This is a genomic window from Burkholderia sp. THE68 (genome assembly GCF_009938265.1).
Lineage (GTDB): Bacteria > Pseudomonadota > Gammaproteobacteria > Burkholderiales > Burkholderiaceae > Caballeronia.
The window spans coordinates 1,672,330-1,685,667 of sequence record NZ_AP022315.1 but is presented as its reverse complement, the minus strand read 5'-3'; the positions used below and the strand labels follow the sequence as shown (position 1 = coordinate 1,685,667).

General features: G+C 64.2%; 13 protein-coding genes. 6 read left to right on the top strand and 7 right to left on the bottom strand.

What is annotated here, in order from left to right:
- Window positions 1-77: 77 nt before the first annotated feature.
- Genes BTHE68_RS07970 through BTHE68_RS07955 form a run of 4 tightly spaced genes read left to right on the top strand, consistent with a single transcriptional unit; the run spans window position 78 to window position 3,415 of the window.
- Window positions 78-527, top strand: coding sequence for a DUF1178 family protein (locus tag BTHE68_RS07970; RefSeq protein ID WP_162065860.1), 450 nt, complete (start codon window positions 78-80; stop codon window positions 525-527).
- Window positions 528-583: 56 nt separating this feature from the next.
- Window positions 584-1,780 carry an acyl-CoA dehydrogenase family protein gene (locus tag BTHE68_RS07965; protein ID WP_162065859.1) on the top strand — a complete coding sequence of 399 codons (1,197 nt, stop codon included), beginning with the start codon at window positions 584-586 and terminating at the stop codon, window positions 1,778-1,780.
- A gap of 9 nt (window positions 1,781-1,789) precedes the next feature.
- Window positions 1,790-2,920, top strand: a complete 1,131-nt coding sequence (locus BTHE68_RS07960; protein ID WP_162065858.1) for an acyl-CoA dehydrogenase family protein — start codon at window positions 1,790-1,792, stop codon at window positions 2,918-2,920.
- A gap of 21 nt (window positions 2,921-2,941) precedes the next feature.
- On the top strand, window positions 2,942-3,415 hold the full coding sequence (locus BTHE68_RS07955; RefSeq protein WP_162065857.1) for a MaoC family dehydratase: 474 nt from the start codon (window positions 2,942-2,944) through the stop codon (window positions 3,413-3,415).
- 631 nt (window positions 3,416-4,046) lie between these two features.
- Here BTHE68_RS07955 and BTHE68_RS07950 read toward each other — a convergent pair.
- From BTHE68_RS07950 to BTHE68_RS07920, 7 genes are all read right to left on the bottom strand, one after another.
- Window positions 4,047-5,267 (bottom strand): acyl-CoA dehydrogenase family protein, encoded by a 1,221-nt coding sequence (locus tag BTHE68_RS07950; RefSeq protein ID WP_162065856.1) that lies wholly within the window; start codon window positions 5,265-5,267, stop codon window positions 4,047-4,049.
- Window positions 5,268-5,286: 19 nt separating this feature from the next.
- The gene (locus BTHE68_RS07945) at window positions 5,287-6,384 is read right to left on the bottom strand and encodes a phosphotransferase (RefSeq protein WP_162065855.1); all 1,098 of its coding nucleotides are present in this window, start codon (window positions 6,382-6,384) and stop codon (window positions 5,287-5,289) included.
- Window positions 6,385-6,410: 26 nt separating this feature from the next.
- Window positions 6,411-7,136, bottom strand: coding sequence for a histidine phosphatase family protein (locus tag BTHE68_RS07940; RefSeq protein WP_162065854.1), 726 nt, complete (start codon window positions 7,134-7,136; stop codon window positions 6,411-6,413).
- A 4-nt stretch (window positions 7,137-7,140) separates the two neighbouring features.
- Complete coding sequence (locus BTHE68_RS07935) at window positions 7,141-7,929, bottom strand: oxepin-CoA hydrolase, alternative type (RefSeq protein ID WP_162065853.1); 789 nt, start codon at window positions 7,927-7,929, stop codon at window positions 7,141-7,143.
- A complete protein-coding gene (locus BTHE68_RS07930) occupies window positions 7,926-9,467 on the bottom strand; it encodes a 3-hydroxyacyl-CoA dehydrogenase (protein ID WP_162065852.1) in 1,542 nt (513 codons plus the stop codon). The genes BTHE68_RS07935 and BTHE68_RS07930 overlap by 4 nt, the downstream gene beginning before the upstream one ends.
- A gap of 74 nt (window positions 9,468-9,541) precedes the next feature.
- Window positions 9,542-10,723, bottom strand: coding sequence for a pyridoxal phosphate-dependent aminotransferase (locus BTHE68_RS07925; RefSeq protein ID WP_162065851.1), 1,182 nt, complete (start codon window positions 10,721-10,723; stop codon window positions 9,542-9,544).
- Between the two features lie 58 nt (window positions 10,724-10,781).
- Entirely contained in the window at window positions 10,782-11,273 is a 492-nt protein-coding gene (locus tag BTHE68_RS07920; RefSeq protein WP_162065850.1) for a putative toxin-antitoxin system toxin component, PIN family, read from the bottom strand.
- Window positions 11,274-11,329: 56 nt separating this feature from the next.
- Between BTHE68_RS07920 and yaaA the strand changes: the two genes are divergently transcribed.
- The gene (gene yaaA, locus BTHE68_RS07915) at window positions 11,330-12,109 is read left to right on the top strand and encodes a peroxide stress protein YaaA (protein WP_162065849.1); all 780 of its coding nucleotides are present in this window, start codon (window positions 11,330-11,332) and stop codon (window positions 12,107-12,109) included.
- A gap of 30 nt (window positions 12,110-12,139) precedes the next feature.
- Entirely contained in the window at window positions 12,140-13,300 is a 1,161-nt protein-coding gene (locus tag BTHE68_RS07910; protein WP_162065848.1) for a M14 family metallopeptidase, read from the top strand.
- The last annotated feature ends 38 nt before the right edge of the window (window positions 13,301-13,338 follow it).

The window sequence follows — 13,338 nt, the reverse complement described above, 5'->3', positions numbered from 1 at the left end:
CGCCATTCTTCCGATCTTGCGAACGATCGTTCACAAAACGCGTTTTTGAGATAAACTCCAGACGAAGCCCCATCAGCATGAAGGTTCTCGATTTAAAGTGCTCGCACGAACACCGGTTCGAAGGCTGGTTCGCCTCGACCGAGGAGTTCGAGTCGCAGTTGTCGCGCAAACTGGTTGCATGTCCGGTTTGTTCGGCGACCGAAGTGAGCCGCATGCCGTCCGCGCCGCGCCTGAATCTGTCGTCGGCGCGAGGCGAGGCGGCGCCGCAGCCTGCGCAGACGGAAGTCGCGCCCGACGCGGCGGCGCTGCAGGCGCGCGCGCTGCAATTCATGCGTGAGCTGATCGGGAAGACCGAAAACGTGGGCGAGCGGTTTGCCGAAGAGGCGCGGCGCATTCACTACAACGAAGCGCCGGCGCGCAACATTCGCGGCGTCACGACGCCCGAGGACGCGCATGCCTTGCTCGAAGAAGGGATCGACGTGATGCCGTTGCCTGTTCCGGACGCATTGAAAGAGCCGCTGCAGTAACATTCGCGCGCGGCGTCTCTTCTGGTCCGGTCCGGGCCATGAAGGAGACACCGCGCATGAACCTCAACTATTCCCCCGCCGACGACGCCTTTCGCGCCGAAGTCCGCACCTGGCTCGAAGCCAGTCTTCCTCGCGCGCTGCGCGACAAAGTCCTCCATCACAAGCGTCTGACACGCGACGATTACGCGAGCTGGCACAAGCTGCTCGCCGCGCGCGGCTGGTCGGCCGCCGCGTGGCCGACGGAATACGGCGGCCCCGGCTGGGACGTCACTCAACGCCATATCTGGGACGAAGAATGCGCTCGCGCCGGCGCGCCGATGGTGCTGCCTTTCGGCGTTTCGATGGTCGCGCCGGTGCTGATGAAGTACGGCAGCGCCGAGCAGAAATCCCGCTATCTGCCGCGCATTCTCGATGGCACCGACTGGTGGTGCCAAGGCTACTCGGAGCCAGGTTCCGGTTCCGATCTCGCATCATTGCGCACACGCGCCGAGCGGCGTGACGGTCACTACATCGTGAACGGACAAAAGACGTGGACGACGCTCGGCCAGCACGCCGACATGATGTTCTGCCTCGTACGCACCGACTCCGATGCGAAGAAGCAGGAGGGCATCTCATTCCTTCTGATCGACATGAAGACGCCCGGCATCACTGTGCGGCCGATCATCACGCTCGACGAAGATCACGAAGTCAACGAAGTCTTTTTCGAAGACGTGAAAGTGCCGGTGGCGAATCTCGTCGGCGAGGAGAATCGCGGCTGGACGTACGCGAAGTATCTGCTCGGTCACGAGCGTACGGGCATCGCGCGCGTCGGGCAATCGAAACGGGAGTTGCTGTTTCTCAAGCGTCTCGCGCTCGATCGCACCAAAGGCGGCAAACCGCTGCTCCACGATCCGCTGTTTTCCGCAAAAGTGGCCGCGCTCGAGATCGAACTGATCGCGCTCGAAGTGACCGTGCAGCGAGTCATCGCGAGCGAAGCGGGCGGCAAGGGGCCGGGCCCGGAAGCGTCGATGCTCAAGATCAAGGGCACCGAAGTGCAGCAGGCGCTGACCGAACTGATGGTCGAGGCAATCGGCCCGCAGGCGGCGGCCTTCGATCCCGCGTTCCTCGAAGGCGAACGCGCGCACAGCCTGACCGGCGACGACGATGCCGCGCCGCTCGCCGCGTACTACTTCAACTTTCGCAAGACATCGATCTACGGCGGCTCGAACGAGATTCAAAAGAACATCATCGCGCAGATGATTCTGGGACTTTGAGGAGCGCGCATGGACTTCACTTTCAGCGATGAACAGCAGCAGTTCCGCGATGCGCTGCGCCGTTACCTCGACAAGGAATATGCGTTCGATGCGCGGCAGAAGATCGTCGCGTCAGAGGCGGGCGTCGATGAAAAGCATTGGCGTGCATTCGCCGAATTGGGTCTGCTCGCGCTGCCGGTCCCCGAAGCGCAAGGCGGCTTCGATGGCGGCCCGGTCGACATGCTCGTCGTGATGCAGGAACTGGGGCGCGCGCTCGTCGTCGAGCCTTATTGGGCGACGGCTGTCGGTATCGAAGCGTTGCGGCTCGCAGCGGAAAAGGGCAGTGCCGTCGCCGGTGAGTTGCTCGAACGCGCGGGACGCGGTGAGATTCGTCTGGCGGTCGCGTTCCACGAGCCGCATGCGCGCCACGATCTCTTCGATCTGCGCACGATCGCGAGCGAAGCGGGCGATCGCGTCACGCTCGAAGGCACGAAGTCGATGGTGCAGCACGGCGCGCAAGCCGATTACTGGATCGTACCCGCGCGCGTGCGAGGCGAAGTGGCGCTGTTCATCGTCGGAAAGGATGCGGCGAAGGTCGGCATCGCGGAATACCGCACGATCGACGGGCAACGTGCCGCCACGCTCACGTTCGACCAGACCCCGGCGACTCGCTTAGGCGGTCACGATACGGGCGCGGCGACGCTCGAGCGGATCGCCGACTACGCGACTTTCCTGCTGTGCGCGGAAGCGCTCGGCGCACTCGACGCGCTCAATCGCGCGACCGTCGACTATACGAAGGAACGTCAGCAGTTCGGCGTGCCGATCGCGCGTTTTCAGGCGCTGCAGCATCGCATGGTCGACATGCTGATTCACACGGAGCAGGCGCGCTCGATCACGTATCTGGCCGCCGCGCGCTACACCAGCGACGACGCCGCGACGCGCGCGCAAGCCATCTCGGCGGCGAAGGCGCGCGTCGGGCAGGCTGCGCGCTTCGTCGGTCAGCAGGCGGTGCAGTTGCACGGCGGCATGGGCATGACCAACGAACTGCCGGCGGCGCACTGGTTCAAGCGCCTGTCGATCATCGAGACGACGCTCGGAGATGTCGATCATCACCTCGCGCGCTTTGCCGCGCTTCCCGCTTTTTCAGTCACCGAAGATTGACGCTCAACGAGGAGCTTACGCATGAAATACGCCTTTGAGGATTTCGAAATCGGCAGCGCGGTTCAACTGAGCGCGCACACGTTCACGAGAGAAGAGATCGTCGGATTCGCGGAGCGTTACGATCCGCAGCCGTTTCATCTTTCCGAGAAGGCGGGCGAGGCGTCGCATTTCGGCGGTCTCGTCGCGAGCGGCTGGAATACGTGTTCGGCGATGATGGGCATCCTCGTGCGCGATATGGTCGGCGATTCGACCTCGATGGGTTCGCCCGGGCTCGACAATATTCGCTGGATCAAACCCGTGCGCGTCGGCGATACGGTGCGGCTCAGCGTGCGCGTGCTCGACAAGCGCGTGTCGAAGAGCAAGCCGGATCGCGGTATCGTGCAGACGCGGTGGGAAGCGCATAACCAGCACGGCGAGCTCGTGCTCACGGTTGATTCGGCCGCGTTGTTCGGCTTGCGTGAGCCAGGCGGGGAGGGAAGTCCGCGTGTGGTCTAGGGTTTTTCGCCGGATCCCGTGATCGTGTTGGTTTATTAGCGTTGCCCCTGTGCGGGGCGGCAGTCACTTTCTTTGCTGCTGCAAAGAAAGTAACCAAAGAAAGCAGCTCGAGACGCCCGCGGTCACACGCAATTTAGGTGTTCTTCTCGTCGCTCGCGGCCTCTGTAGCGAGTGCCCTCGTAGGCCTAACCGGGCTTGGACCGCGCACGGTCCGACAAGCTAGTACCCAAGGGACGCTGGTTCAGCACGAAAGAGTTCCGGCACAGCGCTACGCGCTGCCGTTGGGTATGCAAGGGAAACCAACGAGAAAGTAGAAACGCAGAAGCACACGCAGACCCGATGTACCCATCGGTCGCGTAGCGGACCGGAGCCATTTCGTGCTGAACCAGCCACGCGTGCGGTGCGATGTGACAGACCGTGCGCGGTCCACGCCCGATTAGGCCCAGGAGGGCACTCGCTACAGAGGCCACGAACAACGAGAAGAACACCCAAATTGCGTATGACCGCGGGCGTCTCGAGCTGCTTTCTTTGCCTACTTTCTTTGCAGCAGCAAAGAAAGTAGGTGCCGCCCCGCACAGGGGCAACGCTAATAGACCGACACGCTAACGGGATCCGGCGCAGTCCGCCATCCTCAGACATCCGCGTACTTGCCGAACTCCAGCTTTGCAATGGCATTGCGATGCACCTCGTCGGGGCCATCGGCGAGCCGCAGCGTTCGCGCCGCGGCATACGCGTACGCCAGCGGAAAGTCGTCGCTGACGCCGCCCGCGCCGTGCGCCTGGATCGCCCAGTCGATGACCTGACACGCGACATTCGGCGCGACCACCTTGATCATCGCGATCTCGCCGCGCGCGCCCTTGTTGCCGACGGTGTCCATCATGTACGCGGCTTTGAGCGTCAGCAGCCGCGCCTGCTCGATCATGATGCGCGCCTCGGCGATGCGCTCCTGCGTCACGCCATGCTGCGCGATCGGCTTGCCGAACGCGATGCGCCCGAGCGTGCGCTTCGTCATCAGTTCGAGCGCGCGCTCCGCCAGGCCGATCAACCGCATGCAGTGGTGAATGCGCCCCGGCCCGAGCCGGCCCTGCGCGATTTCGAAGCCGCGCCCCTCGCCGAGCAAGATGTTCGTCGCCGGCACGCGCACGCGATCGAGCGTGATGTCCATGTGACCATGCGGCGGGTCGTCATAGCCGAACACGTTCAGGGGCCGATGCACGGTGATGCCGCTCGCGTCGGCGGGCACGAGAATCATCGACTGCTGCGCGTGCTTCGGCGCTTGCGCGTCGGTCTTGCCCATCACGATATACACCTTGCAGCGCGGATCGCCCGCGCCCGATGACCACCACTTGTGGCCATCGATCACATAGCCGTCGCCGTCGCGCGCGATGCTGCATCGGATATTGGTCGCATCCGACGACGCGACTTCCGGCTCCGTCATCAGAAACGCCGAGCGGATTTCGCCGCGCAACAGCGGTTCGAGCCATTGGGCTTTCTGCGCATCGGTGCCGTAGCGCTCGATGGTTTCCATGTTGCCGGTGTCCGGCGCGCTGCAATTGAACACCTCGGGCGCCCACGGCACACGGCCCATGATTTCGCACAGCGGCGCGTATTCGAGATTGGTGAGTCCGGCGCCGCGCTCCGATGCAGGCAGAAAGAGATTCCACAGTCCTTCGGCGCGCGCCTGCTCTTTCAAACTTTCGATCAGGCGTGTCGGAATCCACGCGTTGCCGGCCGCGCGATTCGCCGCGATTTCTTCGGCATAGGCGCGCTCGTTCGGGTAGATGTGCGCGTCGAAGAATGCGAGCAGCCTTGCGCGCAATGCCTGCACCTTGGGCGTGTAGTCGAAGTTCATGCGTTTGTCTCCTGCGTTCTCATCGACCGACTTTCTGCGCGTATCGCCACGCGAGTTCGGCCATCGGCCGCGCGCGTCTGCCCGCATCGACGGCCTGCGCGCTCGCGGCGGTGCCATCGACGACGCGTTTCATGATGCCCTGCAGAATCGCGGCGATGCGGAACATGTTGTAGGCGAGATAGAAGTTCCAGTCGCCTTCGATCGTGAAGCCCGTGCGCTCGCAATAGCGCTGCACATAGGCGGCTTCATCGGGAATCCCGAGCGCGGCCCAGTCGAGCCCCGCGATTCCGCGAAACTGCGATGGATCGACATGCCACGCCATGCAGTGATACGCGAAATCGGCGAGCGGATCGCCGAGTGTCGAGAGCTCCCAGTCGAGCACGGCGAGCACGCGCGGCTCGGCCGGATGAAAGATGAGATTGTCGAGCCGGTAATCGCCGTGCACGACACTCACGCGCGCCTGCTGCGATTGCGGAATGTGCTGCGGCAGCCACTCGATCAGGCGATGCATCGCATCGATCTCTTCGGTCTCCGATGCGACATACTGCTTGCTCCAGCGCCCGATCTGCCGCTCGAAGTAATTGCCCGGCTTGCCGTAGCCAGACAGTCCGGCGGCTTCGATGTCCACCGCATGAAGCGCGGCGATCACGCGGTTGGTTTCGTCATAAATCGCGGCGCGCTCGGCGGGCGTCATGCCGGGCAGCGATTGATCCCACAGCACACGGCCCTGCACGAAGTCCATCACGTAGAACGCGCGGCCCATCACGCTTTCGTCCTCGCACAGCGCGAGCATGCGCGCGACGGGAACATCGGTGGAGGCGAGCGCGTCCATCACGCGATACTCGCGCTCGATCGCATGCGCGGATGGCAACAGCTTCGCGGCGGGTCCCGGTTTCGCGCGCATCACGTAGCTGCGCGCGGGCGTGACGAGCTTGAAGGTCGGGTTCGACTGGCCGCCCGCGAATTGCTCGACGGTCAACGGGCCGCTGAAACCATCGACGTTCGATGCGAGCCATCTTGCGAGCGCATCGGTGTCGAAGCGCTGCTTGTCCTGCACGGGACGCGTTCCTTCGAACGCGGAGAAATCGGACTGCTTGTTCTGTTCTTCGTCCTGCATCGTCTCCTCCGGTTTGCACGGCGACGTCAGTCCATGTCGCCGGCCTTGTAGCGTACGAATTGCGCGTAGAGCAGTTCCATCGTCGTGTTGCGCACGTCGGCGTGCAGCGGCGAGGGCGGCGAATGGTTGATCGCGTGCACGATCCAGTCGCCCGCTTTTTCGCCGACGTCGAGCGCGTTGATGCAGCCCGTCGCCTGCGCCAGATGCCCGAAGAACGCGCGTCCGCCCGCGGTAATCGCGTGCGAGAGCAGCGCGCGATTGATGCCGCCGTGCAGCACAAGCAGCACCGTGTCCCACGCGCGATCCTCACGCAAACGCGCGAGCGCAGGCAACGCGCGGTCGAGCAACTGGCCGATCGTCTCGCCGCCGAGGAATTGCGTTTCTTCCGGCACGACGCCATCGAACACCGACAGAAACGCGCGCTCGATATCGGCGGTCGTGAGGTCCTTGAGTTTGCCGCCGCGAATTTCCTGCCACTCGGACCACGTTTCGACGCCGATGCGCTGTCCTGTCGCGTCCAGCACGCGCTGCGCGGTCTCGATCGTGCGCGGCAATCCACTCGCGATCACGCGATCGAAACGGATGTTGCGCGCGGCGAATTCGCGGCCCGCAGCGCTCGCTTCCTCGCGCCCGCGTTCGTTGAGCGGCACGCTTTCCGGATCGATCGCGCGGCCGCTGTCGTCGAAATACGTGACGTCGCCGTGACGCATCAGAAAGATGCGGCGGCGCTTCGGCAATTCGTAGTGAGCCATGAGCTTAGCGATAGTTCGGCTGGCGCTTGTCGAGGAACGCGGTGATGCCTTCGAGCGCATCGCCGTGATGGAGCGCGTCGACGAAGCTGTCGCGTTCCATGTCGAGATGCGCGGCGAGCGGTTGCACATCGGCGGCGTTGATCAGCGACTTGATGCGCGCCAGCGCTTTCGGCGACACGCTGCCGAGATCGTCGGCCCACGCGATGGCCGCATCCAGCGCGATGCCTTTCTTCGTCAGCCGGTTCACCACGCCCACTTCATGCAGGCGCGCCGCGCCGATCGGCTTTGCTTCGAGCAGCACTTCGCTCGCGAGCGTGCGCGGCAAGGCGCGCGACAGGAACCACGATGCGCCGCCGTCGGGCGTGAGGCCGACGCGGGCGTACGACATGACGAAGCGGGCGTCATCGGCGGCGACGATCAGATCGCAGGCGAGCGCGAGCGAAAAGCCCGCGCCGGCGGCCGCGCCTTCGACCGCCGCGATCACCGGTTTGGTCGATTCGCGCAGCGCGGTGATCCATTCGGCCAGCATGTCGATGCTTTCGCCCTGCACCGACGGATCTTTCGCGCGGTTCTCCAGCAGGCGGTTCAGATTGCCGCCCGCGCAGAAAAAGTTGTCGGCGCCGGTCAGCACGATCACGCGCACGCTGTTGTCGCGCTCCGCCGTGCTCAGCGCTTCGATGCCGGCGGCGTACATGTCCGGATGCAGCGCGTTGCGCGCGCCGGGATTGGACAACTTGAGCACGAGCGTGGTGTCGCTGCCCGCGGGACGTTCTGTCAGTAGTTCGGCGCTCATCTGAGCTCCTCGATATGGGTAAGCGAAAGTCCGAGCTGCGCGCGCCGCGTCAGCCACGGCGCGGGCCGGTAGCGCGGGTCGCCGAGCACGGCGTAGATGTTGCGCAGAATCGTGAGGATGGTCGCGGCTCCGAGCGCGTCGCCGAGCGCGAGCGGGCCGCGTGGATAGCCGAGGCCGAGCATCACGGCGAGGTCGATGTCCTCGGGCGTCGCAATGCCTTGCTGCGCGATATCGCAGGCGATATTCACGATCGTCGCGACGACGCGCTGCGCGACGAAGCCGGTCGAATCGCGGATCACGCTGACGGGCACGCCGTCGAAGGCGAAGAGGGCGTGCGCGGCGTCGCGCATCGCGGGCGCGGTCGCGGGCGTCGTCATGATCGTGCGGCGCGCGACGGTATCGAGCGGAAAAAGCGTATCGACCGCGACCACGCGCTTCGCATCGAGATGTTCGTTGACGGCCGCGGTCGTCGCATCGAAGCCGAGCGGCGTCACGATGATCAGGGAATCCGGCTCGGGCGTGTGGCCCGCGTCGATATGCACCGAGCAATCGCATTTGGCGATCAGCTTCAATACTTCCTCGCGTCCCGCGTGCCATGCGCGGCTGATCCACACGCGCGTCGGGAGTTTCGTCGGCGCTGCGGGTTCGGGCGGCACGTCCTGCTTGCCATCGGCATAACGATAAAACCCGGCGCCCGCCTTGCGCCCGATGAGCCCGCCCGCGAGCCGCGTGCCCGTGATCGGCGACGGCCTGAAGCGCGGCTCTTCATAGAACTGGTGATAGATCGATTCCATCACCGGATGCGAGACGTCGAGCGCGGTGAGATCGAGCAGCTCGAACGGACCGAGTCGAAAGCCCGCCTGCTCGCGCATGATGCGGTCGATGTCCGCGAAGCTCGCGACGCCTTCGCTCGCCACGCGCAAGCCCTCGGTGTTCATGCCGCGCCCGGCATGATTGACGATGAAGCCCGGCATGTCCTTCGCGCGCACCGGCGTGTGACCCATGCGGCGCGCGAGATCCGTCAACGCGTCGCCGGCGCGCGGGTCGCCGCGCAGGCCGTCGATCACTTCGACGACGCGCATCAACGGCACCGGATTGAAGAAGTGAAAGCCCGCGACGCGCGCGGGATGCGCGCATCCGGCGGCGATCGCGGTGATCGACAGCGAGGATGTATTCGACGCCAGAATGCAATGCTCGCCGACGACCGCTTCGAGTTCGCGGAACAACTCGCGCTTGACGTCGAGATTCTCGACGATCGCTTCGACGATGGCGTCGCAATCGGACAGTTCGCTCGTGTCGCCCGCATCGCGGATGCGCGCGAGCGCCGCATGTGCATCGGCTTCCTTGAGCTTGCCCTTCGCGGTGAGTTTCGCGAAGGTGTCCGACAAATACTCGCGCGCGGCGGCGAGCGCTTGCGGGTTGGTGTCGTAGAGACGCACGTTCAGTCCGCCGAGCGCGGCGATCTGCGCAATGCCGCGTCCCATCGCGCCGCTGCCGACGATACCGAGCGTTTCGATCCTGTATTCGTGCTGAGTCATGATGCGGTTCTGCTCCTCGAGGATGGGAACGCGCGTGGCGTCGGGTTCGATGCGGCTCGGCGGGCGCGCCTCGCTCAGAGTCTGGCGAGGCGTTCGAGCGCGAGCGCGAGCGTCTCTTCTCTTTTCGCGAAGCAAAAGCGCACGACGCCGGATTCATGGCTCTCGTGATAGAACGCCGACACCGGAATCGCAGCCACACCGATTTCGCTCGTGAGCCATTGCGCGAAGTCGGCTTCGGGCATGTCGCTGATCTTCGAATAGTCGACGCACTGGAAATACGTGCCGTCGCAGGGCAAGAGCGAGAAGCGCGTGTTCGCGAGTCCCGCGCGGAAGAAGTCGCGCTTCTTCTGATAGAAGGCGGGCAGCTCGAGATACGGCTTCGGGTCGTCGAGATAATGCGCGAGGCCGATCTGCATCGGCGTGTTCACCGTGAACACGTTGAACTGATGCACCTTGCGGAACTCGGCGGAAAGCGCGGCCGGCGCGGCGACATAGCCGACCTTCCAGCCCGTCACATGAAACGTCTTGCCGAAGCTCGACACGACGAAGCTGCGCTTCGCCAGCTCCGGATAGCGCGAGACGCTTTCGTGCGGCGCGCCGTCGTAGACCATGTGCTCGTAGACTTCATCGGAGAGGATCAGCACGTTGGTGCCGCGCACGATCTCCTCCAGCTTCTTCATGTCGTCCGCGCGCCACACGCGGCCGGTCGGGTTGTGCGGCGTGTTGATCATCAGGAGGCGCGTCTTCGGCGTGATCGCGGCGGCGATCTTGTCGAAAGGCAGGGCGTAATCGGGCGCTTCGAGCGACACGAACACCGGCTTGCCGCCCGCGAGTTCGATCGACGGCCCGTAGCTGTCGTACATCGGCTCGATGACGATCACTTCGTCGCCGGGTTGCACGCAGCACAGCACGGCTGTGAGCAAGGCTTGCGTCGCGCCGGCGGTCACGGTGATTTCCGTGTCGGCGTCGTAGGCGCGGCCGTAGAGCGCGTCGATCTTGCGCGCGATCGCCTGGCGCAGGGGCGCGGCGCCCGCCATCGGCGGATACTGGTTGTGGCCGTCGCGCATCGCGGTGGCGACGGCATCGACGATGCGCGCATCGCAATCGAAATCGGGGAAACCCTGCCCGAGATTGACCGCGCCTTTTTGCGCGGCGAGCGCGCTCATCACGGTGAAGATGGTCGTGCCCACGTTGGGCAAGCGCGACGGGAAGGAAAGCTCGGGCGGTGTCGGCGGCAATTCGTGGGTGGCGTTCATGATCATGTGGGCGTGGACGAAGCGATCGGTACAGTGCGGACGCTATTTTAAGACAGCGTCAGCCGATGACCGCGAGCGGCGCGATGTGCGCTTCCAGTTCGATGACGAAGGGTTTCGGCTCGGCGATGCGAAACGCGAAGTCGCGCGCGACGCGGCGCGCGAGTTTCAGCACCGCGCGGTCCTTCGACACGAGCCAGCCGGCGCCCGATGCGTGCGCGAGTTCGAGAAACTTCTGATCGTCGCGGTCGCGGCATTTGGGCAACGGGCGTTCGTTTTCGTCGAGCGTCGCCGTGACGAGCGTGGAAAGACGCGCGACGGTCCCGAGCGCGGCTGGCTTGTCGACTGCCATGCGTACGAACTGCGGATAGTCGAGCACGCGCGTGAGTTCCCTGAGGCAGCGCTCGTCGATCAGCGCTTCGAGCGCGCGGGCTTCGAGGGCCGCGCGAATCGGGCGCGTGGCGGGGTCGTCGAATACGAGGATGTCGATCCAGACATTCGAATCGAGCACCACGCGCATCGGTGACGGCGGCAGCGCGGCGGAATTTTCCATTCGATACAATCAGGGGTTTATGCCAATGATCGCCGGCGGCGTGCCGGCGAGCCTCCATGATAATCGTTCTCTCGCCTGCCAAATCGCTCGACTACGAGACGCCTGCACATATCAAGAAACACACGCTGCCGCAATTCGTCGATGACGCCGCCGAATTGATCGACGGGCTGCGCGCACTCTCGCCGCAGCAGATCGGCGGCATGATGAGCATTTCGGACCCGCTCGCGGCGCTGAATTTCCAGCGTTACGCGGATTGGTCGAAGACCTTCGACGCGCGCAATTCCAAACAGGCGGTGCTCGCGTTCAACGGCGACGTCTACGAAGGTTTCGCCGCGAAGACGCTGTCGGCGGGCGACCTCGATTTCGCGCAGAACCATGTGCGCGTGCTGTCGGGGCTGTACGGTTTGCTGCGGCCGCTCGACCTGTTGCAGCCGTATCGGCTCGAAATGGGCACGAAATTCCCGAACGCGCGCGGCAAGGATCTGTACGCGTTCTGGGGCGAGCGCATCACGTCCGCGCTCAACGAGCAGTTGAAGAAGCAGCGCGGCGCGCGTGTGCTGGTGAATTGCGCGTCAGAGGAATATTTCAAGTCGGTCAAGCCGAAGCTGCTTGCAGCTCCTGTCGTCTCGCCCGTGTTCGAGGAGTGGAAGGGCGGGCGCTACAAGATCATCAGCTTTCACGCGAAGCGCGCGCGCGGCCTGATGGCGCGCTATGCGGTCGAAAACCGCATCGACGAGCCGGAAGCGCTCAAGGGCTTCGACAAGGAAGGCTACGCGTTCGATGCGAAAGCGTCGAACGATACGACATATGTATTTCGTCGCCGCGTCTCGGAATGAGGCGCGGGCGGCCAAGCAAAGGAAACGCAGATGACTCTCTCCATTTCAAGCAACTTCGACGCAGGCGCGATCGAAGTCATCAACGCCGACGATCCCGCCGACATCCGGCTGCGCGTTCGCCCGGACTCGCATGCCGATTTCGCACAATGGTTTTACTTCCGCGTATCCGGCGCGCGCGGCGAGCGTCTCGTGATGACCTTCGAGAACGCGGCGCAGTGCGCGTTCCCGGAAGGCTGGCGCGACTATGAAGCGGTCGCGAGCTACGACCGCGTGAACTGGTTCCGCGTGTCGACGGAGTACGACGGCAAGGTGATGAAGATCGATCACACGCCGGACTTCGACCGCATCTATTACGCGTACTTCGAGCCGTACAGCGAGGAGCGGCACTCGGAGTTTCTCGGCGCGGTCCAGCAGATGCCGCTCGCGACGCTGACCGAACTCGGCAGCACCGTGCAGGGCCGCCCGATGTCGGTGCTGTCGCTCGGCATTCCGGATTTCGGCGAGGCTGAGCCGAAGAAGAAAATCTGGATCATCGCGCGCCAGCATCCGGGCGAGACGATGGCGGAATGGTTCGTCGAAGGGCTCGTGAAGCGTCTCGCGGGCTTCGGCGACTGGGCGGGCGATCCGGTTGCGCGCTCGCTCTTCGAGCGGGCCATCTTTCATATCGTGCCGAACATGAATCCGGACGGCAGCGTGCTCGGCAACCTGCGCACCAACGCGGCGGGCGCGAACCTGAATCGCGAGTGGATGGAGCCGAGCGTCGAGCGCAGCCCTGAAGTGTTCGTGGTGCGCGAGGCCATCGAGGAGACCGGCTGCGACCTGTTCTTCGATATCCACGGCGACGAAGCAATTCCGTACGTGTTCGTCGCCGGCTCGGAGATGCTGCCGGGCTTCACCGCGCAGCAGGCGAAGGAGCAGAAGGCATTCGTCGAATTCTTCAAGCAGGCGAGTCCGGATTTTCAGGACGTGTACGGCTACGAGTCGAGCAAGTATCAGACGGATGCGCTGAAGCTGGCGTCGAAGTACATCGGCAACGAGTACAAGTGTCTTTCGCTCACCCTGGAAATGCCATTCAAGGACAACGCGAATCTGCCGGATGAGAGCGTCGGCTGGAACGGCGCGCGTAGTGCGGCGCTCGGCGCATCGATGCTTCAGGCCATTCTGTGGCATCTCAAATCGCTCGACGCGTGAAGTGCCTGTGGATGTAGAAAGAGCCTGGCCACTTCGCG

Coding starts and splice junctions, on each gene's coding strand:
- BTHE68_RS07970 (WP_162065860.1), top strand. CDS start 78: ATGAAGGTTCTCGATTTAAAGTGCTCGCACGAACACCGGTTCGAAGGC.
- BTHE68_RS07965 (WP_162065859.1), top strand. CDS start 584: ATGAACCTCAACTATTCCCCCGCCGACGACGCCTTTCGCGCCGAAGTC.
- BTHE68_RS07960 (WP_162065858.1), top strand. CDS start 1,790: ATGGACTTCACTTTCAGCGATGAACAGCAGCAGTTCCGCGATGCGCTG.
- BTHE68_RS07955 (WP_162065857.1), top strand. CDS start 2,942: ATGAAATACGCCTTTGAGGATTTCGAAATCGGCAGCGCGGTTCAACTG.
- BTHE68_RS07950 (WP_162065856.1), bottom strand. CDS start 5,267: ATGAACTTCGACTACACGCCCAAGGTGCAGGCATTGCGCGCAAGGCTG.
- BTHE68_RS07945 (WP_162065855.1), bottom strand. CDS start 6,384: ATGCAGGACGAAGAACAGAACAAGCAGTCCGATTTCTCCGCGTTCGAA.
- BTHE68_RS07940 (WP_162065854.1), bottom strand. CDS start 7,136: ATGGCTCACTACGAATTGCCGAAGCGCCGCCGCATCTTTCTGATGCGT.
- BTHE68_RS07935 (WP_162065853.1), bottom strand. CDS start 7,929: ATGAGCGCCGAACTACTGACAGAACGTCCCGCGGGCAGCGACACCACG.
- BTHE68_RS07930 (WP_162065852.1), bottom strand. CDS start 9,467: ATGACTCAGCACGAATACAGGATCGAAACGCTCGGTATCGTCGGCAGC.
- BTHE68_RS07925 (WP_162065851.1), bottom strand. CDS start 10,723: ATGAACGCCACCCACGAATTGCCGCCGACACCGCCCGAGCTTTCCTTC.
- BTHE68_RS07920 (WP_162065850.1), bottom strand. CDS start 11,273: ATGGAAAATTCCGCCGCGCTGCCGCCGTCACCGATGCGCGTGGTGCTC.
- yaaA (WP_162065849.1), top strand. CDS start 11,330: ATGATAATCGTTCTCTCGCCTGCCAAATCGCTCGACTACGAGACGCCT.
- BTHE68_RS07910 (WP_162065848.1), top strand. CDS start 12,140: ATGACTCTCTCCATTTCAAGCAACTTCGACGCAGGCGCGATCGAAGTC.